The organism is Companilactobacillus kedongensis (assembly GCF_003946625.1).
In the GTDB taxonomy this organism is placed as follows: domain Bacteria; phylum Bacillota; class Bacilli; order Lactobacillales; family Lactobacillaceae; genus Companilactobacillus; species Companilactobacillus kedongensis.
This window is the reverse complement of record NZ_RHOR01000002.1, coordinates 31,991-54,242: the sequence shown is the minus strand read 5'-3', so window position 1 is coordinate 54,242 and position 22,252 is coordinate 31,991. Positions and strand designations below refer to the sequence as shown.

General features: G+C 36.8%; 23 protein-coding genes, 1 tRNA gene and 1 other annotated feature. Of the genes, 10 read left to right on the top strand and 14 right to left on the bottom strand.

The annotated features are described in order from the left end of the window. Window positions 1–183: 183 nt before the first annotated feature. Window positions 184–1,200, bottom strand: coding sequence for a LacI family DNA-binding transcriptional regulator (locus EKM60_RS02045; protein WP_125711971.1), 1,017 nt, complete (start codon window positions 1,198–1,200; stop codon window positions 184–186). 85 nt (window positions 1,201–1,285) lie between these two features. Then, window positions 1,286–2,302, bottom strand: a complete 1,017-nt coding sequence (gene trpS / locus EKM60_RS02040) for a tryptophan--tRNA ligase (protein ID WP_125711969.1) — start codon at window positions 2,300–2,302, stop codon at window positions 1,286–1,288. Window positions 2,303–2,586: 284 nt separating this feature from the next. On the opposite strand from trpS, the gene helD reads away from it, so the two are divergent. Continuing rightward, entirely contained in the window at window positions 2,587–4,851 is a 2,265-nt protein-coding gene (gene helD / locus EKM60_RS02035; RefSeq protein WP_125711967.1) for an RNA polymerase recycling motor HelD, read from the top strand. Window positions 4,852–4,940: 89 nt separating this feature from the next. Continuing rightward, a complete protein-coding gene (locus EKM60_RS02030; protein WP_125711965.1) occupies window positions 4,941–5,444 on the top strand; it encodes a GtrA family protein in 504 nt (167 codons plus the stop codon). Between the two features lie 218 nt (window positions 5,445–5,662). Here the strand turns inward: EKM60_RS02030 and EKM60_RS02025 are convergent, their stop codons facing one another. Continuing rightward, window positions 5,663–6,328 carry a CPBP family glutamic-type intramembrane protease gene (locus EKM60_RS02025; RefSeq protein ID WP_125711963.1) on the bottom strand — a complete coding sequence of 222 codons (666 nt, stop codon included), beginning with the start codon at window positions 6,326–6,328 and terminating at the stop codon, window positions 5,663–5,665. A gap of 119 nt (window positions 6,329–6,447) precedes the next feature. Next, on the bottom strand, window positions 6,448–8,493 hold the full coding sequence (locus EKM60_RS02020; protein WP_125711961.1) for a collagen-binding domain-containing protein: 2,046 nt from the start codon (window positions 8,491–8,493) through the stop codon (window positions 6,448–6,450). A 233-nt stretch (window positions 8,494–8,726) separates the two neighbouring features. Here EKM60_RS02020 and EKM60_RS02015 point away from each other — a divergent pair, with 233 nt between their 5' ends. Beyond that, window positions 8,727–9,446 (top strand): VIT1/CCC1 transporter family protein, encoded by a 720-nt coding sequence (locus EKM60_RS02015; RefSeq protein ID WP_225426981.1) that lies wholly within the window; start codon window positions 8,727–8,729, stop codon window positions 9,444–9,446. 696 nt (window positions 9,447–10,142) lie between these two features. Here EKM60_RS02015 and EKM60_RS02010 read toward each other — a convergent pair. After that, window positions 10,143–10,216, bottom strand: a tRNA-Thr gene (locus tag EKM60_RS02010). Window positions 10,217–10,268: 52 nt separating this feature from the next. Further along, the gene (locus EKM60_RS02005) at window positions 10,269–10,790 is read right to left on the bottom strand and encodes an HdeD family acid-resistance protein (protein ID WP_125711959.1); all 522 of its coding nucleotides are present in this window, start codon (window positions 10,788–10,790) and stop codon (window positions 10,269–10,271) included. A 116-nt stretch (window positions 10,791–10,906) separates the two neighbouring features. On the opposite strand from EKM60_RS02005, the gene EKM60_RS02000 reads away from it, so the two are divergent. Further along, a complete protein-coding gene (locus EKM60_RS02000) occupies window positions 10,907–11,560 on the top strand; it encodes a metal-dependent transcriptional regulator (RefSeq protein WP_125711957.1) in 654 nt (217 codons plus the stop codon). Window positions 11,561–11,680: 120 nt separating this feature from the next. Here EKM60_RS02000 and EKM60_RS01995 read toward each other — a convergent pair whose 3' ends face one another. After that, window positions 11,681–12,019 (bottom strand): carboxymuconolactone decarboxylase family protein, encoded by a 339-nt coding sequence (locus EKM60_RS01995; RefSeq protein ID WP_125711955.1) that lies wholly within the window; start codon window positions 12,017–12,019, stop codon window positions 11,681–11,683. Between the two features lie 130 nt (window positions 12,020–12,149). Here EKM60_RS01995 and EKM60_RS01990 point away from each other — a divergent pair, with 130 nt between their 5' ends. Further along, window positions 12,150–12,677: a GNAT family N-acetyltransferase gene (locus EKM60_RS01990; protein ID WP_125711953.1), complete on the top strand. Its 528-nt coding sequence runs from the start codon at window positions 12,150–12,152 to the stop codon at window positions 12,675–12,677. Between the two features lie 364 nt (window positions 12,678–13,041). On the opposite strand, the gene EKM60_RS01985 is transcribed toward EKM60_RS01990, so the two are convergent. Beyond that, entirely contained in the window at window positions 13,042–13,380 is a 339-nt protein-coding gene (locus EKM60_RS01985; protein ID WP_125711951.1) for a winged helix-turn-helix transcriptional regulator, read from the bottom strand. Window positions 13,381–13,481: 101 nt separating this feature from the next. On the opposite strand from EKM60_RS01985, the gene EKM60_RS01980 reads away from it, so the two are divergent. Beyond that, complete coding sequence (locus EKM60_RS01980) at window positions 13,482–14,060, top strand: NAD(P)H-dependent oxidoreductase (RefSeq protein ID WP_125711949.1); 579 nt, start codon at window positions 13,482–13,484, stop codon at window positions 14,058–14,060. A 300-nt stretch (window positions 14,061–14,360) separates the two neighbouring features. Here EKM60_RS01980 and EKM60_RS01975 read toward each other — a convergent pair whose 3' ends face one another. From EKM60_RS01975 to EKM60_RS01960, 4 genes are read right to left on the bottom strand one after another with little or no spacing between them, the layout of a single operon-like run. Continuing rightward, a complete protein-coding gene (locus EKM60_RS01975) occupies window positions 14,361–15,149 on the bottom strand; it encodes a DUF975 family protein (protein WP_125711947.1) in 789 nt (262 codons plus the stop codon). A gap of 53 nt (window positions 15,150–15,202) precedes the next feature. Continuing rightward, entirely contained in the window at window positions 15,203–16,132 is a 930-nt protein-coding gene (locus tag EKM60_RS01970) for a DUF4097 family beta strand repeat-containing protein (protein ID WP_125711945.1), read from the bottom strand. Next, the gene (locus EKM60_RS01965) at window positions 16,132–16,788 is read right to left on the bottom strand and encodes a DUF1700 domain-containing protein (RefSeq protein ID WP_125711943.1); all 657 of its coding nucleotides are present in this window, start codon (window positions 16,786–16,788) and stop codon (window positions 16,132–16,134) included. The genes EKM60_RS01970 and EKM60_RS01965 overlap by 1 nt, the downstream gene beginning before the upstream one ends. Next, window positions 16,778–17,095, bottom strand: a complete 318-nt coding sequence (locus EKM60_RS01960) for a PadR family transcriptional regulator (RefSeq protein ID WP_125711941.1) — start codon at window positions 17,093–17,095, stop codon at window positions 16,778–16,780. The genes EKM60_RS01965 and EKM60_RS01960 overlap by 11 nt, the downstream gene beginning before the upstream one ends. A gap of 150 nt (window positions 17,096–17,245) precedes the next feature. Then, window positions 17,246–17,469 (top strand) — a binding site (T-box leader). 146 nt (window positions 17,470–17,615) lie between these two features. Here EKM60_RS01960 and EKM60_RS01955 point away from each other — a divergent pair. From EKM60_RS01955 to arsB, 4 genes are all read left to right on the top strand, one after another. Continuing rightward, window positions 17,616–18,266: an amino acid ABC transporter permease gene (locus EKM60_RS01955; RefSeq protein WP_125711939.1), complete on the top strand. Its 651-nt coding sequence runs from the start codon at window positions 17,616–17,618 to the stop codon at window positions 18,264–18,266. An 18-nt stretch (window positions 18,267–18,284) separates the two neighbouring features. Continuing rightward, window positions 18,285–18,923 (top strand): amino acid ABC transporter ATP-binding protein, encoded by a 639-nt coding sequence (locus EKM60_RS01950; RefSeq protein WP_125711937.1) that lies wholly within the window; start codon window positions 18,285–18,287, stop codon window positions 18,921–18,923. A 19-nt stretch (window positions 18,924–18,942) separates the two neighbouring features. Beyond that, window positions 18,943–19,803, top strand: a complete 861-nt coding sequence (locus tag EKM60_RS01945) for an amino acid ABC transporter substrate-binding protein (RefSeq protein ID WP_125711935.1) — start codon at window positions 18,943–18,945, stop codon at window positions 19,801–19,803. A 452-nt stretch (window positions 19,804–20,255) separates the two neighbouring features. Then, window positions 20,256–21,296, top strand: a complete 1,041-nt coding sequence (gene arsB, locus EKM60_RS01940) for an ACR3 family arsenite efflux transporter (protein ID WP_125711933.1) — start codon at window positions 20,256–20,258, stop codon at window positions 21,294–21,296. Window positions 21,297–21,345: 49 nt separating this feature from the next. Here arsB and EKM60_RS01935 read toward each other — a convergent pair whose 3' ends face one another. Together EKM60_RS01935 and EKM60_RS01930 are read right to left on the bottom strand one after the other, a co-directional pair. After that, window positions 21,346–21,702, bottom strand: coding sequence for a hypothetical protein (locus EKM60_RS01935; protein ID WP_125711931.1), 357 nt, complete (start codon window positions 21,700–21,702; stop codon window positions 21,346–21,348). A gap of 24 nt (window positions 21,703–21,726) precedes the next feature. After that, window positions 21,727–22,092, bottom strand: a complete 366-nt coding sequence (locus tag EKM60_RS01930; RefSeq protein ID WP_164508293.1) for a hypothetical protein — start codon at window positions 22,090–22,092, stop codon at window positions 21,727–21,729. Window positions 22,093–22,252 lie beyond the last annotated feature (160 nt).

Below are 22,252 nucleotides of genomic sequence, written 5' to 3'. Positions count from 1 at the left end.
TTATGGTCTCTCTGCGCAAAGAAATCCATTTCTAAATAAACCGGTTTAGTAAATCTCCAAAAAAAATTCAGCCTCACTCGATCACATGAATTTAGGTTATTAACAAAAATTCACTAAATCGGTTTATCTGAATTTAATATAACACTTGTGAATATCTTTGCAAGCGTTTTCTTTTTTTATTTTCTAATCATTTTCTTTAACTGAGGAACGTAAATGTATCTCTGGACGGTATCTAGTAACCCTTAGCTCACTCTTAGGATCAAATTTATTTTTAATAATTTCTAGTAATAATTCTGAAGCCTTTTCGCCAATATCTGTAATTGGTTGAGCCAATGTGGTGATCTCCGGATCAAATAAACGAGCAAAACTAACGTTATCAATTCCAACCAATGATAGCTCATTAGGAACAGATATATTATGTTCTTTGACCCACATCAAAACAGTCTCTAATAGAATGTCATTAGTGATGACTAATGCTGTTGGCGGATTGCCAAGGTTCATTAACTCGGTCAGCTTTTCACTGACTTCTTCACGTTGACAGTTGATAATATATTCTGAGTTTTCAGTAATATCGTCCTCTTTAAGAGCCTGATTGTACCCTTCCAAACGTTCAACACGAGTCGTAATATCGTCACCCAATGGGAAAGTCAATATGGCAATTTTTTTATGTTCTTTATCCAGCATAATCTTAGTTGCTTCATATCCAGCCGCTTTGTTATCTAGCAAAACACTAGGTATATCAACACCCTTTAGTAAACGATCGACAAACACTATTGGAATCTTTTGCTTATGAAGAGTTTCATAGAACTCTTTATTTTCATATGTTGGGAAAACAATTATCCCGTCGATTTGACGAGCAATAAAGGATTCAATCAACTCTCGTTCTTTTTTAGGATCATCATCCGTTTTGGCAATGATGACTGAATATCCTACTTTTTGAAAATAGTTTTCGATAGTAGCAAGTAATTCTAGTGAAAATCTGGATGATAAATTGGCACAAATAAAGGCGACTACATTAGTGTTTTTTTGTTTCAGACTCTTAGCAATTTGGTTAGGGTGGTATTCTAACTTTTCAATTGCTTCAGCAATTTTTTGACGCGTGGTAGTGCTCATGTATTGATAACGTTTATTCAAAAATTGCGAAACGGTACTCTTTGATACTCCTGCTTCAAAAGCAACGTCATTAATTGTAGGCTTCATTTTTTCTCCTCAAATTGAATATAAATCTTTTAAAAAACATCCCTATTACTCAATTTGAATAAGGATGTTTTTTAATAGATTTTTTTTATTTAAAATAATCGACTCCGATAGCACTTCTAACTTCTGAAAGGGTTTGGTTAGCCACTTCGTTAGCTCTTTCACTACCCTTTTTAAGGATATCATAAACGCCTGGTAAATCCTTTTCGTATTCGGCACGACGTTGACGAATTGGCTCTAGCATTTCTTGCAAAACATCATTTAGATAACGTTTAACTTTAACATCACCCAAACCACCGGCTTGATATTGTTCCTTCAATTCGGCTACTTTAGCTTGATCAGTTGCAAATGCGTCTAGGTATGTAAAGACTGTGTTGCCTTCGATCTTACCAGGATCTTCAACGTGGATATGTTCTGGATCAGTATACATTGACATAACTTTCTTGGTTACATCGTCAGCAGAATCTGAAAGATAGATACAGTTGCCTAATGATTTACTCATTTTGGCATTACCATCGATACCAGGTAATCTACCTTGACCCTTAGGTGGGAAGACACCTTCTGGTTCAACAAGGACATCTTTCTTATATGTACTATTGAAAGTACGAACGATTTCTCTAGTTTGTTCCAACATTGGCTCTTGATCGTCACCAACTGGCACAGTATCAGCTTTGAAAGCCGTGATATCAGCGGCTTGGCTAACAGGATATGTTAAGAAACCAGCAGGAATGCTTTGTCCAAAGTTCTTTTGTTGAATCTCTGATTTAACAGTTGGGTTTCTTTCCAAACGTGAAACTGAAACAAGATCCAAATAATACATTGTTAATTCATTCAAGGCTGAGATTTGTGATTGTACTAAAATATTTGTCTTAGCAGGATCAATTCCAACTGACAAATAGTCAAGTGCAACTTGAATCAAACTGTTACGAACTTTTTCGGGGTTTCTAGCATTATCAGTGAAAGCCTGCATATCGGCAATCATGATAAACATATTATATTTACCTTCATTTTGTAACTTAACACGGTTCTTCAATGAACCTAAATAGTGTCCAATGTGAAGTTTTCCTGTGGGACGATCCCCAGTTAGAATTGTATTTGTTTTCATAATTTCCTCCTAAAATTAGCATAAAAAAAGCGCTCTATTGAAATTACCAATAGGACGCTTACACGTGGTGCCACCTGTTTTGTAGAATTATCTCTACCACTCTAAGGCTGTAAGGTGACCACCCATTCCATTTCCTAATTCAAGGTCGATGACTTTTGCAGCCTAGAAGTCATTCTCTGATTCAACTTACTTGAAATAGTACTTAAAAATGCTTATGCTTTACTATACTCTAATTGCTTATAGCATAGTGAAAAACAGACAAATTGTCAATGTGAGGGACGTTAATGACAGTTAATGAAACAAAAGAAGAAGAACAACAACGAGTTTATCAAATTGCTGATAAAATCGACAACAAAATTGAACGTGCCACCGAAAGTCTAGCTAAGGCTCACACAGAAACTAGTAAGATCGAGCGTAACTATGGCGAGAATACTAAGGTCAATACCCTTGAAGTCGATGACCAAATGGAAACCAACGCTTCTGTTCAACAACAGAAACAGTTAGTTTCTCTAGCAGTTGAGAATGAAAACATTCTCGAATCAAATAAGTTAAAACTAGAAAACCTACAAGGTTCGCCATACTTTGGAAGAATTGATATCGTCGAAGATGGAGAGAAAGATACACTCTACATCGGTACTTCAACTTTACAAGATGACGATGGAGACTTTCTAATTTACGATTGGCGTGCACCAGTATCCGGAATTTATTACAACGGTACACTCGGAAACGTCAGCTACCCTACTCCAACTGGAACAGCGCAAGTTGACCTTCAAAAAAAACGTCAATTTCAAATTGCACACAATGAAATCAGAAACATGTTCGATACTAATGAAACAGTCGGCGATGAGATCCTACAATCCGTCCTTAGTGAATATAACGACGAATATCTTCAAAACATCGTGGCAACGATCCAGCGTGAACAAAATACTATCATTCGCGATACTAAATCCGATGTTCTATTGGTTCAAGGTGTTGCCGGAAGTGGTAAAACATCCGCTATCTTGCAACGTGTCGCCTATCTGCTGTATCACAGTCGTTCAACTCTAGACGCTGATAAAATCATCTTATTCTCACCAAACAGACTATTTAGTAGTTATATTTCTGAAGTTCTGCCAAGTCTAGGTGAACGTAATATGCGTCAAGTCACTCTCAATGAATTTATTGCCTTACGCCTAACTGGTATTCAAGTGGAAACAATGTTCGAACGCTACGAAAAAGATGAACATAATCTTCCTGAAACTACTATTAAGATCCGCTTATTCAAGGAAAGCTCTGAATTTCTAGATAAGCTGGAACAGATCGAACAGTCTAATAAAGATCACACTTTATATTTTGAAGATGTCATTTTTGAAGGAAAGCCCTTCTTTACTAAGGAAGAAATTGCTGATATTTATAACTCTAAAAACAAGGCTTACAGTATTCCCGACCGTTTTCTAAAAACTAAAAATACTTTGATCAAACGTTTAAAAGAGAGAATCCATGAAGATCGTGACGAAGATTGGGTTCAGGCTGAAATTGATAATCTTTCAGATGAAGATTTCCAGCAAATCATCACTGACAATAATATTGAGGAATCAACTAATCAACGTTCGATCATTGCTGAAGAATTTTTACGTGACCGTTATGCTCCGATCTATAACGCTTTGATCAACAACTATTTCTTTGATCCTTATAAAGAATACGTCTTCATACTAAATAACCTAAAACAAGATTTAGTTTCAGATAGTATCTGGAATACTATGGTTGAAGCAATTGACCACAGTGTTGAAGCTCATAAGCTGGGATTAAGTGATGCCGTAGCAATTCTTTATCTACGTAATTTCATCACTGAAAGCGGCATTAATCGTAATATTCAACATATCTTTATCGATGAGATCCAAGACTACACCATGGCTCAGCTCAAATATATTTCTAAGTCATTCCCTAATGCTAAGTTGACTCTTTTAGGTGATAAAGCACAGGATATTTTGACAAGTTCGTATCGTAATAAAGATTTGATAACTGGTATTCATGAATTATTTAAAGATAAGAAAGTGACAACGATAACCTTGAATCAAAGTTACCGTTCAACCGCTGAAATAACTAACTTTGCCAAAAACCTTTTGCCTAATGGTGACGAGGTCAAATCATTCTCCAGAAAAGGAGAAGATCCAGTTGTTAAAGTTTTTAATGATGAAACTAGTTACTATGAAGGTATGAAAAAAGCTGCTCGTGAGCTCAACAAAAAATACGGGACAGTAGCTATCCTAACCAGAAATCAGGCTCAGGCTGAACAAGTCTATACTCACTTCAGTGACGAATCCTTGATCACACTAGTAACTGCCGACTTCCGCTCTATCCCTAAAGGAATCCTTGTCTTACCGATTTATCTAGCTAAGGGACTAGAATTCGATGCCGTTATTGGTCACAATATCTCTAGTGAAAACTACCCTGATACTAGAAGCCGCGATACTCTCTACACAATTTGTACAAGAGCCATGCATAGTTTGACATTATGTGCTGAAAAAGACTTATCTCCATTATTGGGAAAAGCAAAAGTAACCAATTAATCTGCTTCAGATAAATAAATTTTATTCTAGACTCAATAAAAAGGTTTAATATAAATGTATAGGCTTTAAATTTGGGAGAGATGAATATCATGAATAAAAAAACAGACCTTGAAGAAAGTTCACTAACAAAAGTTATTGACGATATTTCCGAGGGTCTTAACGATGCCGGAACCGTTTTTAATTCCGAAGAAACACCAGTTATTGAAGAAAGTACCGGTAAGCAAGCCGTTCGCTATCTACTTTGGGGATTACTTTCAGTTGTTGTAAACTTTGGTGCATTCTTCATTTTCTATCGTGTAGTACATCTTAATTATCAATTTGCTAATATTATTGCTTGGTTCTTAGGTGTTCAAGCTGGTTTCTGGGTTGATCGAGTTATCGTTTTCCGTCACAAATCAAACACCGCCTTTAGAGAAATGTTAGCTTTTTATGGAACTAGAATTTTAACTTTCTTGATTGAATCAGCCACACTTTGGATTGGGATTTCTCTTCTTAGTGCCAATGGTACTGGTTCAAAAATCGTTGGTCAGCTTTTGGCAATTATCGGTAATTACGTTCTATCAAAATTCTTTATTTTTAAAAATAAACATTAAAAAAATAACTCCTGAGAAAAATTCTCAGGAGTTATTTTTGATTTGACCATTCTTTATAAAGATAAAGGTGGCCTTTTTTGTTGAATCATACCAACAAGGTACTCAGGTAATAATGTCATATTATAACTTGAAACGATTGATCTGATAATCATCCTATCACCTCATTAGCTTTTGAATACAGACTAACAGGTGAATGTAAACTTTTAGTATAGTAAGCCTTAAATTAAAATTGTTCCAACAACGGCACTGATAATAGCAACTAACATAGCCATTTTTTCATCCTTGGTGTATAGATAAGTCAAAGCCATACACCAACCTAATGCCATATTCATGAAGAATTGAATCACCGATCCCGGCAAAGTAATTGCTCCGGCAATCACACCACTGAGGATTACACCAGTAATGGCATTCCCAGATGTACTCTTCCTAAAGAAATAATTAAAAAAGAATCCTGTTTGGACCATCTGTTGCTGAACAGTAATGATCAGCACATTAGCAACTAAATTGAATAGGAATACTTTCTGATCAGAACTCGCAATATCGTCATTAACGAACTGTGGCAATTTACCAGTAACCTGTAAATAACTAACTGCTAATCTCATTGCACAGACCAAAATAACCATTAAAGCAACAAATCCGATATTGGCAGTCAGCGATTCCACGAATCCATCGGGATTATCGACAAATGAGTTTCTCTCTCGCAGATATCTCCGTACCATCAAAAAAGTTAAAAACAATCCAACAATAAAAAAAACAGCAGCCAGAGTATTGTTCAGCCCTTTTTCAGTTGCAACAATATTCTTTAAGGCAAGCGTTCCGACCGCAAACACGATCCAGATCAAATATCTGGTAAAGTCGGTACTTTGAGATTCTCCTACGCGCATAATATATCTTCCAATCAATGAATTTTCCTAGTAATTATATCACATGCCGATTGTCTGTCAGTTAGAGCTTAAGATTTAACAAAAAAAGTTGATAAATTTAATTATCAACTTTTCCTAGCTTAATTACGTTTACGTCTCTTATATCCAAACATTCCAACAATTGCTGCCAAAGCAACTCCTAGAATACTGATCAAACCAGTTGACTTCATTCCTGTTTGTGGGAATGTAGTACCAGTTGTCTTATTGGAATTTGAGTTATTATTTGAATTTGAAGTAGCTGCATTAGTTTCACCAGTTATCAAATTATGGTTATTTTCGGATGAACCGTTAGTAAGTGAACCGCCTGGAAGTAAGCCGTCTGAATCTTCATCAGTAGCTTCTTCGCTTTCTTCATTACCATCTTCATCTGTTTCTTCATTTTCGTTATTATCTTCGTCACCCTTGTTATTATCTGGGTCAGTTGGGGTCTCGGGATCAGTTGGTTCTTCTGGATCGGTTGGCTCAGGTTTATCTGGATCAGTAGTATTACCGCCATTATCGTCAGGTTCGGTTGGTTTCTCTGGGTCAGTGGTATTACCACCATTATCGCCACCGCCGTTATCATCAGGATCAGTTGGCTTCTCTGGGTCAGTGGTATTACCACCGTTATCGCCACCGCCGTTATCATCAGGATCGGTTGGCTTTTCGGGATCAACTGGGTCAACACCAAAACCAGGTAACTCCGGATTTCCTATACCAGGCAATGTCATTGGTGGAATAAAAGTCCCTTCTTTAGAAGAATCTTGAAGATCCCATCTGTGAGTTTCAGCATTTACATTAACTTTATCGGCGACGATGTTACCATCAAGATTTTGATTAGCATTGATTGTTGCTTCTGGAGCTAAAATACTGCCTTGGAATGGGCGTTCAACATTGATTGTTCCACCATAGATTTTGTTGCTAGCTTCACTATCATAAAAATTCCATAACAAATGATTATCGCCAAAGTATTCGGTCTCTTGATTAGGACGTTCCTCATCTGAATTATTGCTTGGATCAGGACGATTATCTTTATTATTGTAAATAACTTTTATCTGTGAATTAATATTGAAATTGCTTTCACCTTCAGTATCCACATTGATAATGACTGTCGTACCGGTTTCATCATGTGATAAGCCATAAATTGTCAAAGGAGTATTTGCTTCCAAGACATCTCTAGACAAATTAATAACAATTTGATTTTGATCGTTAGGTTTTACTTCTCCTAAATTTATCACACGCTTATTTTGGTCAGGAAAATCAGAAGCCTTAACTTCCACGTTAGGATCCATCAAAGCGTAATGCTCTGACTTTATATCCAAATTGGCAAATATCTTAGCAAAGTCAATGTAAGTATTACCATTCTTATCTTCATATGTTTCTGCATCACTTAGATGATCAATATCCGTTCCATCGACTTTAGTACGGGTAGCGTTAGAAACGTCAACATCAACATTGTCACCAAAGACCACTTTGTTCGTTCTAGTATTTCCCCCAGAAACAAATGAACTATTAGCAATTTTGTTAATATTTTGAATATATGAGATATCTTTATCCAAAAGTTCTTCTTTGATATTAGTACCAAAGTTAACATTGCCGGTCAAAGTCCCAACAGCAACATTACCGTTAGTATGAGCATTCAAAGTTGCTTCGTTAGCAAAAATATGGAAATAAGCCGCATAGTCTAACAGATTATTAACAGCTGGATGATCATCTTCAACATTTCCACCGTCTTGAACAGCATCATTAGATGCATACGTTACTGGTGTTTGAGTCGCTTGTGTTGCTGGTGCAGGTATTGTTGATCCAACATTAGTTGGCGCCTGTGCAATAGACTGGATGTACATTCTATTGGAATTTCTCAATTGAACATTCTGGTTATTAACAGGTTGTACTGGCTGTACTTGTGATTGTTGCGTTTGAGATTGTGGTTGTGGTTGTGGTTGTGGTTGCGTTGGTTGATTTTGATTATTTGTATTACTGTTTACATCATTTTGATCAGTATTAGTATTCGTCGTAGTTACATCTGCAGCTGGCTGTGCTGAATTAACGTCGGCATAGGTATTATTTGAAACTGCAATAAATGAAAGAACGGCCGCACTAGTCGCCACACACGATAGTGCCCATTTACTTCCTTTTTTAGTCATTGAATTTGCCCCCCTAGACAAAAAAATACTTATAAAATTTAATAATCGAATAAATTATCACGCTAGAAACAATGACTGTCAAACCAGCATTTAAGTCAATTAATTTTTGATATTGGTGAATGGAATACAAAATAATTAAACTACTTTATATAGTAATTATTCCAATACTATTTGAAAACGCTACTAAAGACCCTATAATGTAGGTAATTAATAGTTGTTAAGGAGATTGGCGTATGAAAAATGGAATATCCTTGGGCACAGTAAAAATGCAAAAACTAACCAGTAATTATCGGTTATCGGAAAAATTGAATATTATTCGAGCCGGAGTTCTGGGAGCAAATGATGGCATTATTTCAGTTGCCGGTATCGTTCTCGGTGTTGCTGGAGCGAATCAAGGACAGATGGCCTTACTCATTGCCGGATTGTCAGGTATGTTTGCCGGTGCCTTTTCCATGGCTGGTGGAGAATACGTTTCAGTTAGTACTCAACGTGATACCCAAAAAACAATGACCAGATTACAAGAGACAACTTTAAATGAACATCGTGAGGAAGAAACCGATCGTTTGACGCAAAAATATATCAATGAAGGACTTTCTCCAGAACTAGCTTCACAATGTTCTAAAGAACTAATGAAATCACATGGACTAGAAACAACCTTGCGCAGCAAGTACAACATTGAATTGCATCACTACTTCAATCCTTGGCACGCTGCAATCTGTTCTTTCTTTTCCTTTATCTGTGGAGCAGTTTTGCCACTGATATCGATAACACTTATCCCTGATCCTTATAAAATAGTCGGAACCATGTTTGCTATGATCTTAGCATTGATGGGAACTGGCTATATCAGTTCTAAATTAGGTCACAACAATTCCTTAAAGTTTATTATTCGGAATGTTATTACCGGTAGTTTAACTATGTTGATAACTTATTTGATTGGTGGAACATTGGGATAATGGCTTTGTACTGCCGCCTGCGGTCGTTGAGAAAGTTGGTCTGCGGTTAGACCGTTCTCAGCCAAGATCTGAGAACTCGATTATGAGCTTTGCTACGCAAATCTCGTAATCGTCTGTTGCGTAAGCACGGAAAACCACCGTACTAACGCAACTTTTACCGCTGACCAATTTTCCCACTTCCTTCGGCTCGATCGATATAATAATTTAAAATTAAAAAATACTCCTTAGTCCATACATCATCTTAAATGTAAAAGGCTGAGGAGTATTTAATTTAATAAAGATAAAATAGCTGGAGAGATGAAGTAATTTCGCCAGTTGTGAAAGTGGAGTTTTACTCCACTGACGATTCTGAGATTTACGCATACAAAGCTCAAAATCGAGGCAAGAAACCTCGGTTCGCGCCGGTCGCACAACAGGCGAAATTACTTCAGCTCTCCAACAAAACTCCAAATAAAAAAATCCTCAGCATACACATTGATCAACGTGTAACGCTAAGGAATATTAATATCATAAACATAAAACTAGCCGAGGGGACGGAGTAATGGAACCAGTCGTGAAAGTGGAGTTTTACTCCACTGACGATTCTGAGATTTGCGCATGCAAAGCTCAAAATCGAGGCGAGAAACCTCGGTTCGCGCCGGTCGCACAACAGGTGGAATTACTCCGTCCCCTCGGCGAAAATTCAAACGAGATAAAAGCCGTCTATCGGATTTGAACCGACGACCCCCACCTTACCATGGTGATGCTCTACCTATCTGAGCTAAGACGGCGTTATTCACCCTTTATTTTATCAGATAAGGTATTTTTGCAAAATACTTTTTACTAAAATGCCTCAATAATTTCAGCAATACCAGTGGTAAAGAAGAAAAATGCCAACATAAAGACAATAACTCCTCCTGATAAAACCGGATTAAATAATAAAACTATGGCAAATATTAGGTTCAATGCACCTACGATAACAATTATCCAATAATATTTTTTTCCGAAGAAATGATAGAATCTAGCGGTAAGCAATTGGAAAATTGCATCCAACAAGAACCAAATAGCAAACATGTATACCGTTATCGCTACGCCCACGTTAATATGGACAATAAAAATAATACCAATAATAATATTGGCAATCGCCGAGAGAACAGTCCAACCATTATTTGAGCCTAAAAAACGCCCCATTTGTGAACCAAACCAAAGCCGATAATCACCTCTCAAAATAGCTAATAAACCTATAATAAAAGCGATTGCCGAAAGACTATTCAATGGATACCACGTCACTAAATAGCCAACATACAATGATAAAACTCCAAATACGAGTCCAAACCAATCAATTTTACGTTTTGGCACGTTCATTGATCCTCCCCCTTCCTATATCAATTATTTTAACATTATTGATCGGCCAAAAATTTCAATCTGCGTTATAATTAATTAACTAATATAGAATTTAGTTCACACGAAAGGTAAAAAAATTGTCACCTAACAAAGAGAATTATCTTAAAACTATTTACGAGTTGAATTTTGATTTTACAAAAATTACCAACAAGCGTATCTCAGAAATTATGAATGTCTCTGCACCTTCGGTTACAGAAATGCTTAATTCGTTAGCTAGCGAGGGTTATTTGACACATTCACCTTATAATAAGATCACTTTGACTCCCAAGGGAAATAAAGTCTCAGAAAAATTGGTCAAAACTCACCGTTTGTGGGAAGTATTTTTACATGATTGCCTAAAATATCCAGTCGATAACGTCCATAATCACGCTGATGCTTTGGAACATTCATCTGATGATGACTTAATGACGCAACTAAATGATTTTCTAGGCCATCCTCAACGTTGTCCACACGGTGGAATTATCCCCGGTAATGGTCAAGGAGAAACCGATGCTGACGACAAATTATTGAGTATGGTCAAAGATGGCGTCCACGTCCAAATCGTTCGTATCTCTGATAATTATGACTTTCTACAATATTTTGGTAGTTTAAGTCTAGAAATTGACGATACGATCAGAATTATCAAACATGAAAAATTTGACGGCTCTTTAGTCGTTGAAAAAGACGATGGTACCATGTTGACTATTGGAGCCAAAGCAATTGATTATATTTTCGTTGAAGAAAGAAAGTAAACAAAAAACACATCTATTCATCTGCCGACGATAGCAAATGAATGGATGCGTTTTTGTTTTAAAATTACTTTAAATAAGTTTCAAGAGCTTCCTCGTTCCCTTTGCTTATTTATTTGGAGTCTATTTAAGAAGTTCGTCCATAGCTTCAAGTGCTGTTCCACCATAAACATAGGCTGGACCACCGCTCATAAGAATTGCAGTATTGACAGCTTCAACAATTTCTTCTCTTGTTGCGCCTGCTTCAATAGCGTTGTTCAAATGATCTAAAATACAGCCTTCACAACGAATCGAAATGGCCACACATAGACACATCAATTCCTTGTTTTTATGTGAAATCGCACCATCTTCCAAAGCAGCGGCGTGCATAGCTAAGAAGTCCTTGCCGACTTCACCAGATGCTTTAGTCAAAGTTCCATAGTTCTTCTTGATTGAATCCAAACGATCCTGATACTTTGCCATTCCCCTTGCCTCCAAGTAGTTTTAAATTTCAAATATATGTTACCGCTTTCATATTGAGAAAACAAAAACGTGAAAAATATAACTTGTCAGTTATACTAGAAGTAAGAGAAACTTTTATTGGAGATAGATCATGTTAATTTTAGATGAAAATAAAGCAAATGCTGATATGAAACAAATTGAACGTGTTTATAAGGAAAACTTTTCTCAAAATGAACGCATTCCTCTCTGGCTTTTTAAATCCAGATCAAAAAAAGAATTTGTCAGATTGTTCAGCATATACAATGAATCACAATGGATCGGCTTCACCTATGTGATCAGAAATAAGGACACGGCTCTAGTCCGCTACTTAGCTATCGACCAAAAATTTCAAGGACAAGGATTTGGTGGTAAAGCTCTAGAACAACTGACTAGGACGTTTCACAAGAAACATATTTGTCTGATGGTAGGTCCATTAAAAGAAAAGCAGTCACAATATCATCAGTTTTATCTGGATCATAAATTTGAAAAAGCCAATTTTATGCTGAAAAAGTCAAATGCTTTATATGATGTGGTTCAGTTCGGTGACAAGTTGACCGGTATGGAACTGACACAAGCATTGGACAAGTTTAATGGTCCTTTATTGAAGTTACGCTCTCGGACACAGGTTATTAAGATATAGGTTGGTATTCCGCCTACGGTGGAGAGGAAAGTCTGCCTGCTGTGGAACCGGCCTCAGCCATGGTCTGATGCCGGTTCCACAGCAGGCAGACTTTCCTATTCATCTTCGGCTTGATTTGTTTACTCCTTTAGGAATAGAAGAGATATTTTAATATACTATAAATTCCAAACAACTATACAAAAACTCTGATAGCATTATATCAATCCAAAATAAATACCCCGCAATATACGATATGTATACTTACGGGATATTTTATTTTTTTGATTATTTCAAACAACTTAGTCAGATAGTTTAAATAATGGAATCCGTTGTGAGAGTATAATTCTACTCCACTGACGGAAGCTAAACATATTACATACCAAAACTATTTCATCTGTTTTTCGCCCCAAGTACAAATAGCATCCAAAACTGGAATCAAGGATTCACCTAATTTTGTCAAACCATACTCCACTTTTGGAGGTATTTTAGGATATTCCTTTCGATATATTAACTTTGCCGCTTCTAACTCACGGAGTGTGTTAGCTAAACTTTTAAATGATATGGGCGTAAGTAACCTTTTTAGTTCATTATATCTTAACGGACCTTGATTTAATGATATTGCATATAATGTCTGCATTTTGTACTTACCACTTATTAATTTTAAAGTATAAGCGAAACCAGTATCTTCTAAGCGATTTTCTTTAATATAATTAATATCTTCCATTTATACTCTCCTTTAGGTAAGTACCGCACCTTTATTTGCGTACTTGTTGTTAACGACATACTACCATACAATAAATTAACTTAATAAAGGAGAAATAATTCATGAAAACTATCATTTACGTACATCCCTATACGGGCAGTTATAATCATGCAATTTTATCAACATTAACTAAACACTTCGATGAAACAGAACAATCTTATCAAATCATCGATTTATACAAAGACAATTTTGAACCTCGATTCTCGGCAGAAGAATTAAAAATGTATGGTCGTGGTGAAACTCCATATAAATTAGTTAAATCATATCAGCAGAAAATAAGTAAATCTAATGAATTAATTTTTATTACTCCAATTTGGTGGCACAACGTTCCCGCAGAATTGAAAGGTTTTTTTGACAAAGTCATGCTGAAGCATTTTGCATATGAAGATCAACCTTGGAAGGGACTTCTAACATATATTTCTAAAGCCACTGTTATTACGACCTCAACCATAACCAAAGAATATTTAATAAATAAATCTGGAAATCCTATTCAAGGTAACCTTATTAATCGAACTTTTGCTGATTTAGGCATCAACCCACAAAATACCAATTGGATTCATTTTGGCAAGGTCAATTTGACAACTGATTCAGTGCGCAAACAGTTTCTAAATAATTTACCAGAATTATATTTAAATGAATAGAACTTAAAAAGGGAATTTGCTACTCATTTGAATATGGTGCAAAACTAAAAACACATTACATACCAAAACACCCCGTAAATATACAATACGTATACTTACGGGGCATTATTTTTATACGAATACTCACAGAAATTTAGCTGGGGATTTCAAGTAATGGAACCAGTTGTGAAAGTGGAGTTTTACTCCACTGACGATTCTGAGATTTGCGCAAGCAAAGCTTGGAATCGAGTCTTCGGACCTTGGCCGAAGACGGTCGCACAACAGGTGGAATTACTTGAAATCCCCAGCGGCAAAGCAAAACTACTCTTTACTTTCAGTTATTTTCTGATAAAAAGCAGCCAATGTAAGCTGTTCATAAGGATGTAACCAGATCGACAACAATTCAGAAGTCATAAGATTCAAGATTTCCCAGAAGAAAAACTCGATACCTAATAACAATAGTGAAAACTTATAACCTCTCATCAATCGAGAACTACCGCTAAAACTGCCAAACGCAGAACGTAACGACCACTTTCCAGTATTATTAAGATTATCTTTGAAGACTAAGAAAATCTGAGAGAACATCAACATAAACCAGATACCTGGAATGATATAGATTGCTAACCCTGCTTCAACGAAAAATCCTAAAATAACTAATAACATTACTACTGGGAAGAAGTATTGCGAACTGAATACTTGTAAGCTCCCCTTCAAAGCATTGATCTGTGAATCAGGATTTCTCATATAATCAACCAACGTATATGAAACTCCAATACAGATCATCAAGAAAAAGAGTGTGAATGCATAAATTGCCAGACTTGTGGCAGGCGTCAACGTCAAAACGTATTTAGACGCAGCCTCTGGACTGGATGACATCTTTTGCATTATTTTGGTCAACTGTTCAGTAGCCTGTTGCGTATTACTGATATTTATACCCAAGTTGGCAAACCATTGTGTATAAATTTTGACCATGAAATACATTCCAATAAAACGCAAGATGATCGGAAAAATATTCAAGGCAATATTCCCTTTGATATCTTTGCGAAACGTTTGTCGTGCTTGTTTTCTAACTTCTAAAAGTGAAACTTTTCTATAATTAGCGTTATTCATTAATATCCCTCACAATAACGCCATTATATCAAAACTTATCTTGCGACACTAATTTAGCGAACGCGGATCGTACCGTCAGTGGCGTTGACTCTTAATAAATTTTCAGAATCCGGATTAGATTGGTAAGTTCCATCTTTTCTTTCACCAAAGTAATCAATAACTTTAGCGTTTAGATCAACTCCATTCATTTTGCCGGATTCGGTCTTTAAGGTACTTTCGTCAGTCAATATATAATCATTTGTTCCCTTGATATCATTATAGTGAAGATGAACATGTCCATCATCCATATGAATTGAGCCACCATTTAGCGTCGAATTGGCAACTTTCAATTTCGAGTCACTCATATTGAATTTATAATTATTCAAAGTAGAATTTTTAACATCAACGATTGTGTCATCATCAGCTACAAAATTTAAATTATTAATAGTCGAATCCTTGATTTGAATATAACCATAATCAAGGAAGAACTTACTATCATTTTTTTCAGTAACGGTCACATTATCGAGGTAAATTGTAGCGTCACTGCTCCAATGCTTATCAGATTTGGTTAATTTATCGATCTTCAAGTTTCTCAATCTGACATTGCCATCGGCTAAGTCAAAGTGCATTTTCTTTAGACTCTCTTTTTTAGGCACCGTTATAACGACCTGCTCGCCTCTATCTTCCCAATTGACAGCCGCTCTTCTCTTATGACCTGTAACGACTAGCGTGTCTTTTTTCACCTCATACGTTGGTGCCTGTAATTTATCACCAACTATATGTATCGAGTACTTATTGCCTTTTTGAACTCTAACTTCAACATTTTTGCCTTTTACTTTAACTTTAGAAAATTTACTCAAATCGTTCGTTTCATTAACCTTTTCAGAGATCTTAAATCCATGATTCCAAGCAACCATTTGCACGCCGCCAGCCAAAAATCCACCGACACAGAGGATGGCTCCTAAAACTAATAGGTAGAAGCCAGTTACAAAATACTTACGCATTATTTATTTTCCCCCTTCATTGGTGTATTACGTCCATAAAGTAATTTTTTACCTAGCCATCTAAAGAAGATAACTACAAGGTCAAAGACCCAACGAATAACTGCTATAACGATCGGAATAATGAAGAAATTGATACCAAGGATCAATAATCCCGCACCGATATAAAAGACCGAAGTGGCAATTGATTCAAAGATCACCGATATACCAATAAAAATGGCCCCGATCCCTAAAATAACTGACAATGCTAATAAGAACATAAACAATAGAATAAAGAATATTCCCAAGCCAAAGAATAAAACTAAGCCTAGAACTAAAATAAAAGCAGCAGGAATGGCGATTGGCGATGCCATTAAAGCTAGTAAGATCAACCCGATCATACCCAGATTCTTTTTGAAACGTTCATTATCACTGATGCGTCCATTATCCACATGTTGATAATTATCCTCAGACATTTTAATTGAATAATCAGCTAAGACTTTTCTGGCCAATTTCTTGGGAAGTCCCAGCTCGTTCACAATTGCGTCAGTTGTAATCAAATTTGCATCAATCAAATACTCACGATAGAATTCCAAAACATCATTTCGTTCTGATTCATCTAATGGATGTAAATAAACTTTTAATTCATCAATGTATTCATTTACAGCTTTATTCTCCATCTTTATCCTCCAAAATTTTGTCTGTAGCTTCTTTTAGGTCAGACCAATCTTTCTTTATAGAAGTTAACTGTGATTCTCCTAATTCGGTTATTTTATAGTATCGACGATTCCTACCTTCATAGGCCTGGTCATATGTTTCTAACCAGCCTTCTTTCTTTAGGCGGCGCAGGATCGGATACATAGTTGATTCTGAAATTGGAAATACCTTTTGAACTTCTTTAGTTATCGTATAACCATAGTAGTCCTCTCTAGTGAGCAGAGCTAAGACACTTCCCTCCAAAATCTCGGTTGAGGCTTGGATTGCCATATAATCTCCTCTTTCTATAATACTATACGTCGTATAATATTGATTAGTTATTAATATAGTATATATTTATAATACTGTCAATCGAATATATAATAATATTCTTGACTTTCGATTTAGAAGGACGTACGATAGTTTCAACATTTAAACAGTACAAAAACGATGACAGAAGAGTAATTACTTTATTTGGTCCAGAGAGTCGACGGTGGTGGGAGTCGATCCGGTAAGTAACGAAACACATCTGTAAGTTAAATAATTGAACCCTTAGTAGGTTATTTCGGTAGCGCCGTTATCGCTGAAGTTATTGTAACTTCGTGAGCTTGGTATCGTGAGATATTAAGAAGCCAGAGGTGGTACCGCGTTAAATCGCCCTCTTAGTCGTATGACTAAGAGGGCTTTTTTGTTACAATAACTTCCTGAGGTTAGTGCTGTGAAGCATTAACAAATTGAGGTGGAACCACGTCACGACGTCCTCTAGCATATTTGCTGGAGGACTTTTTTTGTACAGTCAGGGGGAAAAAACATGCACTATATTTTAGAAATATTACCTTCGCTATTAAGCGGAACCGTAATGACACTGAAGGTTTTCTTTTGGACTTTAGTTTGTTCATTACCATTAGGTGTCTTGGTATCACTAGGACGCAGTTCAAGATTTAAACCACTCAGCTGGTTAGTTTCATTTTACATTTGGGTCATGCGTGGAACACCATTGTTACTACAATTGATCTTCGTCTTTTATGGATTGCCAAACATGCCTTTCTTCCATATCGTTTTTGAAAGATATGATGCCGCATTGTTCGCTTTCATATTAAATTACACAGCTTACTTTGCTGAAATTTTCCGTGGTGGTTTTGGAGCTATCAGTAAAGGTCAATTTGAAGGAGCCAAGGTTCTGGGCTTAAATTATTGGCAAACGATCAGAAAAATTATCGTACCGCAAGTTTTGAAAATCGTCTTACCATCAATTGGTAATGAAGTTATCAACTTGGTTAAGGATTCATCATTAGTATACGTAATCGGATTAGGCGACCTTCTCCGTGCCGGAAATATTGCCAGTTCGCGTGACGTTACCTTAGTTCCATTATTACTAGTCGGTGTTATCTATCTATTGTTAACACTCGTCTGCACTTGGGTTTTACGTATTTTAGAGAAACACTTCAGCTACTATCGTTAGGATTTGGGAGGAATTTTTATGCTAAAGCTAGAAAATATCACAAAGAGTTTTGAAGGAACAACTATTTTAAATAACTTAAATCTTGAAGTTAAGGACAACGCCATTCTTAGTGTTGTTGGACCTTCAGGTGCTGGTAAAACAACCTTACTTCGTTGTATCGCCGGACTTGAAAAAGCCGATTCTGGTAAATTTATGCTCGACGGAGCACCTTTTGATCCTGCCGATGAATCTGCCAAAGAACGTGTTGTCGGTGTAGTCTTCCAAGATTTCAATCTTTTCCCCCATTTGACAGTTCTTCAAAATGTCGCTTTAGCACCAGAAATGGTTCTAAAAAAAGATAAAAAGACTTCCGTAAAAGCAGCTAAAGATTTACTAGCACAATTGGAATTATCCAGCCACGCTGATCAATATCCTTTTGAATTGTCTGGTGGTCAAAAACAACGTGTTGCCATTGCCCGTGCTCTTGCAATGCAGCCAAAGATTCTCTGCTACGATGAACCTACATCAGCCCTTGATCCTAGCTTGCGTGATGCCGTAGCTCAATTGATCCTTGATCTCAAGAAAACTGGTATTACTCAAATCGTCGTTACCCACGACCCTGAATTTGCCAAAAAAATTGCCGATCAATTACTCGAAGTTAAACCTATTAACAAATAACTATCAGGGGGATTAAATTATGAAAAAGAAAATATTTGCAATGATCGCCCTCTTGGCTTGCTTCGTAACCATTTTGAGCGGTTGTCAAAGCAGTACCAGTTCCGAGTCAGTCGCCAAACAGGCCAACACCGTTGACACTTGGTCAACTATCAAAAAACGTGGCCGTGTCATTATCGGTTTAGACGATACCTTTGTTCCCATGGGCTTTCGTCAAAAGAATGGTCAATTAGTAGGATATGATATTGACCTTGCCAAAGCCGTTTTTAAACAATACGGTATCAAGGCTGACTTTCAACCGATCGATTGGAACATGAAAGAAACTGAATTGCGTAATCGTACAATTGATCTCATCTGGAACGGTTATACCATTACACCTGCACGTCAAAAGCAATTAGCCTTCTCACGTCCTTACATGGCTAATCGCCAAATATTGGTCACAAAGAAAAAACAAAACATCAATAGTTTTGCTGGTATGAAAGATAAAACCCTAGGTGTTCAAACTAGTTCTTCTGGTGCCAGTTTATTAGATGAACACCCTAAGATGCTAAAAGATTACATCAAGAATCAATCACCTGTTATGTATGATTCCTTCAACAACGCACTGATGGACCTTGATGCTAACAGAATTCAAGGACTATTGATCGATAGTGTTTATGCTGGATATTACATCAAGCACGAAAAAGATCCTGATTCATATCAAATGACAACTGGTGGCTTCGATGGTGAAGACTTCGCTGTTGGTATGAGAAAAGGTGACAAGACTATGAAGAGAAAGATCGACAACGCTTTTCAAAAGTTGGCTAATGATGGTCAATTGCAAAAAATAAATGAGAAGTGGTTTGGTACTAATGACAACTCGTTGGTTAAACCTGACAAGTAGTTTTGAGTGGTTGTTGGCTGTTTGACTGTCGCTGGAGACTTTGAGTAATTCCACCTGTTACGCGACCGTCCCCAGCCTTAGTCTGGGGACTCGATTACTGGGTTTTCTCTTTTTATATTGCTCTATAATCTTAAAAACTTGATCCACTATATATTAATTCTTAAACAAATAAAGCCCACGGTAGTGAGAGTGGTGGCCAGCAGTGAAAATTCCGTTACGGCGGCGGTCTTCTGTCGTTACGGAATCGACGATTTCGAGATTTGCGCAAGCAAAGCTCAAAATCGAGGTGAGAGACCTTGGCTCTCACCGCTCGCACGGCAGGCCAGCCACCCTCACTACCGTGGGCGCCACCCCAACCCCAAATAGTTTTTGATTTCACAATCTATTTAAGTTATCATGAAAATGGTTACATAGATATTTATCTATATATACAAATTTAGGGGGGATTTATTTTGGAGAAAACTAGTCAGAAACTATCTATTTTTGATCGTTATATGACTTGGTGGATCATTTTAGCTATGATCATCGGTGTTGCTGTTGGTTTCTTCTGGCCTAACACGGCTAACGTTATCAATAGCATGTCAGTTGGTACAACTTCAATTCCAATCGCAATTGGATTGATTTTGATGATGTACCCACCACTAACCAAAGTTAAATATGAAGAAATGGGACATGTTTTTAAGGATTGGAAAACACTTCTAATCTCACTGTTCCAAAATTGGGTTCTTGGTCCAATCGTCATGTTTGCTTTAGCGGTTATCTTTTTACACAATTATCCTAGTTATATGACCGGTCTGATCATGATTGGTTTGGCCAGATGTATTGCCATGGTTATTGTCTGGAGTGAACTTGCTCAGGCCGATGGTGAATACACTGCTGGATTAGTTGCTTTTAACGCTATTTTTCAAATTGTTTTCTATTCATTCTTCGCCTACCTATTTATCACCATTATTCCGGGTTGGCTCGGATTGCAGACACACACTGTCAGCGTCCCTATGGCATCGATTGCCAAGAGTGTAGCTATTTATCTTGGTATTCCATTTCTTGCCGGGATCAGCTCTCATTATTTGTTGATTCATTTCAAAGGTAAGAGTTGGTTCGAGAATGTCTACGTTCCCAAAATCAGTCGGATAACTTTCTGGGCATTGATTTTTACCATCATCGTTATGTTCTCTGTTAAAGGTGAAAAGGTCGTTGAATTACCACTTGATGTTGTTAGAATTGCCATTCCGCTTCTATTGTATTTCTTGATCATGTTCTTTATTTCGTTTGGCATGGCTCATCATCGTGGCACCCGTTATCCCATTGCGGCCTCATTATCATTGACTGCTGCAAGTAATAACTTTGAATTAGCAATTGCCGTAGCTGTCAGTGTCTTCGGCATCAGTTCCGGTGAAGCTTTCACAGCCGTTATCGGTCCACTTGTCGAAGTTCCAGTATTACTTAGTTTGGTAAACGTTGCTTTGAAATATCGCAATCGTTTTAAAAAATAATTTAAAAAAACTCTCAATTTGCTTTTAGGCAAGTTGAGAGTTTTTAGATTTATTCGCTTATGAGTTCGTTACTTGCTACATATTCCCAATTGACCCACTCATTCGTTGATACACGAAAGTATTCTTCACCATCTGCACCTATTCTTCTCATATCTGATCTCCAAGGTGTGTTATTCTGCAGCGCACGGTTAGTAACAGGAGAGACACTATTATCCGCATTGAATGAAACCATTGGCACAAAGTTTCCTTGAGTAACAATATCGGCCACATGAATAACACCTAATACATATACGGTTGTTCCTGGTTCTTCATAGTCAGCATTAACAGTTGTAGCGGAACTCATTACTGCTGGAGCTCCTAATGATACTAACAATAACGCTGATAAAATCACTTTTCTCAATTTCATTTTAATATTCCCCCCCCTAAATGTTTAGCCACTTATATACTCGTAGTTAGTCACATATGCTGAAGATACCCATTCATTCGTCGATACACGGAAATACCTAGTATCATTTGCAATTCTTTGAATATCTGATTGCCAAGGAGTGTCATTTAACAAAGCTCTGTTAGTAACTGGTGAAGTTGTTCCATCTTCATTAAATGAAACCATTGGTACAAAAGCTTTATGAGTAACAACATCGCTGACATGGACAATACCATAAATATGCATGACGATTCCGGTTCCATCATCTGACGTACTAGTTAAAACATCTTGATCACTGGCATTAACAGTTGTTGTAGTTGCCATACCGACAGCAGCTGGTGCGGCTAAAGAAAGCAATACTAAAGCAGACATCCCTATTTTCCCCAATTTCATAATAATTAATCCTCTTTTCAATTTATTACGAATTTAGTATAGCAGAATAATTCAGGGACTTTGTCCTTATTGTGCGAATAATTCTATAAAATAAAAAGCCAGTGGGGATAATTTCTCCACTGACTATATTTGATTTGAA

Excerpts from the sequence above, each read along its gene's own strand:
- EKM60_RS02045 (WP_125711971.1), bottom strand. The coding sequence starts at position 1,200 with ATGAAGCCTACAATTAATGACGTTGCTTTTGAAGCAGGAGTATCAAAG.
- trpS (WP_125711969.1), bottom strand. The coding sequence starts at position 2,302 with ATGAAAACAAATACAATTCTAACTGGGGATCGTCCCACAGGAAAACTT.
- helD (WP_125711967.1), top strand. The coding sequence starts at position 2,587 with ATGACAGTTAATGAAACAAAAGAAGAAGAACAACAACGAGTTTATCAA.
- EKM60_RS02030 (WP_125711965.1), top strand. The coding sequence starts at position 4,941 with ATGAATAAAAAAACAGACCTTGAAGAAAGTTCACTAACAAAAGTTATT.
- EKM60_RS02025 (WP_125711963.1), bottom strand. The coding sequence starts at position 6,328 with ATGCGCGTAGGAGAATCTCAAAGTACCGACTTTACCAGATATTTGATC.
- EKM60_RS02020 (WP_125711961.1), bottom strand. The coding sequence starts at position 8,493 with ATGACTAAAAAAGGAAGTAAATGGGCACTATCGTGTGTGGCGACTAGT.
- EKM60_RS02015 (WP_225426981.1), top strand. The coding sequence starts at position 8,727 with ATGAAAAATGGAATATCCTTGGGCACAGTAAAAATGCAAAAACTAACC.
- EKM60_RS02005 (WP_125711959.1), bottom strand. The coding sequence starts at position 10,790 with ATGAACGTGCCAAAACGTAAAATTGATTGGTTTGGACTCGTATTTGGA.
- EKM60_RS01995 (WP_125711955.1), bottom strand. The coding sequence starts at position 12,019 with ATGGCAAAGTATCAGGATCGTTTGGATTCAATCAAGAAGAACTATGGA.
- EKM60_RS01990 (WP_125711953.1), top strand. The coding sequence starts at position 12,150 with ATGTTAATTTTAGATGAAAATAAAGCAAATGCTGATATGAAACAAATT.
- EKM60_RS01985 (WP_125711951.1), bottom strand. The coding sequence starts at position 13,380 with ATGGAAGATATTAATTATATTAAAGAAAATCGCTTAGAAGATACTGGT.
- EKM60_RS01980 (WP_125711949.1), top strand. The coding sequence starts at position 13,482 with ATGAAAACTATCATTTACGTACATCCCTATACGGGCAGTTATAATCAT.
- EKM60_RS01975 (WP_125711947.1), bottom strand. The coding sequence starts at position 15,149 with ATGAATAACGCTAATTATAGAAAAGTTTCACTTTTAGAAGTTAGAAAA.
- EKM60_RS01970 (WP_125711945.1), bottom strand. The coding sequence starts at position 16,132 with ATGCGTAAGTATTTTGTAACTGGCTTCTACCTATTAGTTTTAGGAGCC.
- EKM60_RS01965 (WP_125711943.1), bottom strand. The coding sequence starts at position 16,788 with ATGGAGAATAAAGCTGTAAATGAATACATTGATGAATTAAAAGTTTAT.
- EKM60_RS01960 (WP_125711941.1), bottom strand. The coding sequence starts at position 17,095 with ATGGCAATCCAAGCCTCAACCGAGATTTTGGAGGGAAGTGTCTTAGCT.
- EKM60_RS01955 (WP_125711939.1), top strand. The coding sequence starts at position 17,616 with ATGCACTATATTTTAGAAATATTACCTTCGCTATTAAGCGGAACCGTA.
- EKM60_RS01950 (WP_125711937.1), top strand. The coding sequence starts at position 18,285 with ATGCTAAAGCTAGAAAATATCACAAAGAGTTTTGAAGGAACAACTATT.
- EKM60_RS01945 (WP_125711935.1), top strand. The coding sequence starts at position 18,943 with ATGAAAAAGAAAATATTTGCAATGATCGCCCTCTTGGCTTGCTTCGTA.
- EKM60_RS01935 (WP_125711931.1), bottom strand. The coding sequence starts at position 21,702 with ATGAAATTGAGAAAAGTGATTTTATCAGCGTTATTGTTAGTATCATTA.
- EKM60_RS01930 (WP_164508293.1), bottom strand. The coding sequence starts at position 22,092 with ATGTCTGCTTTAGTATTGCTTTCTTTAGCCGCACCAGCTGCTGTCGGT.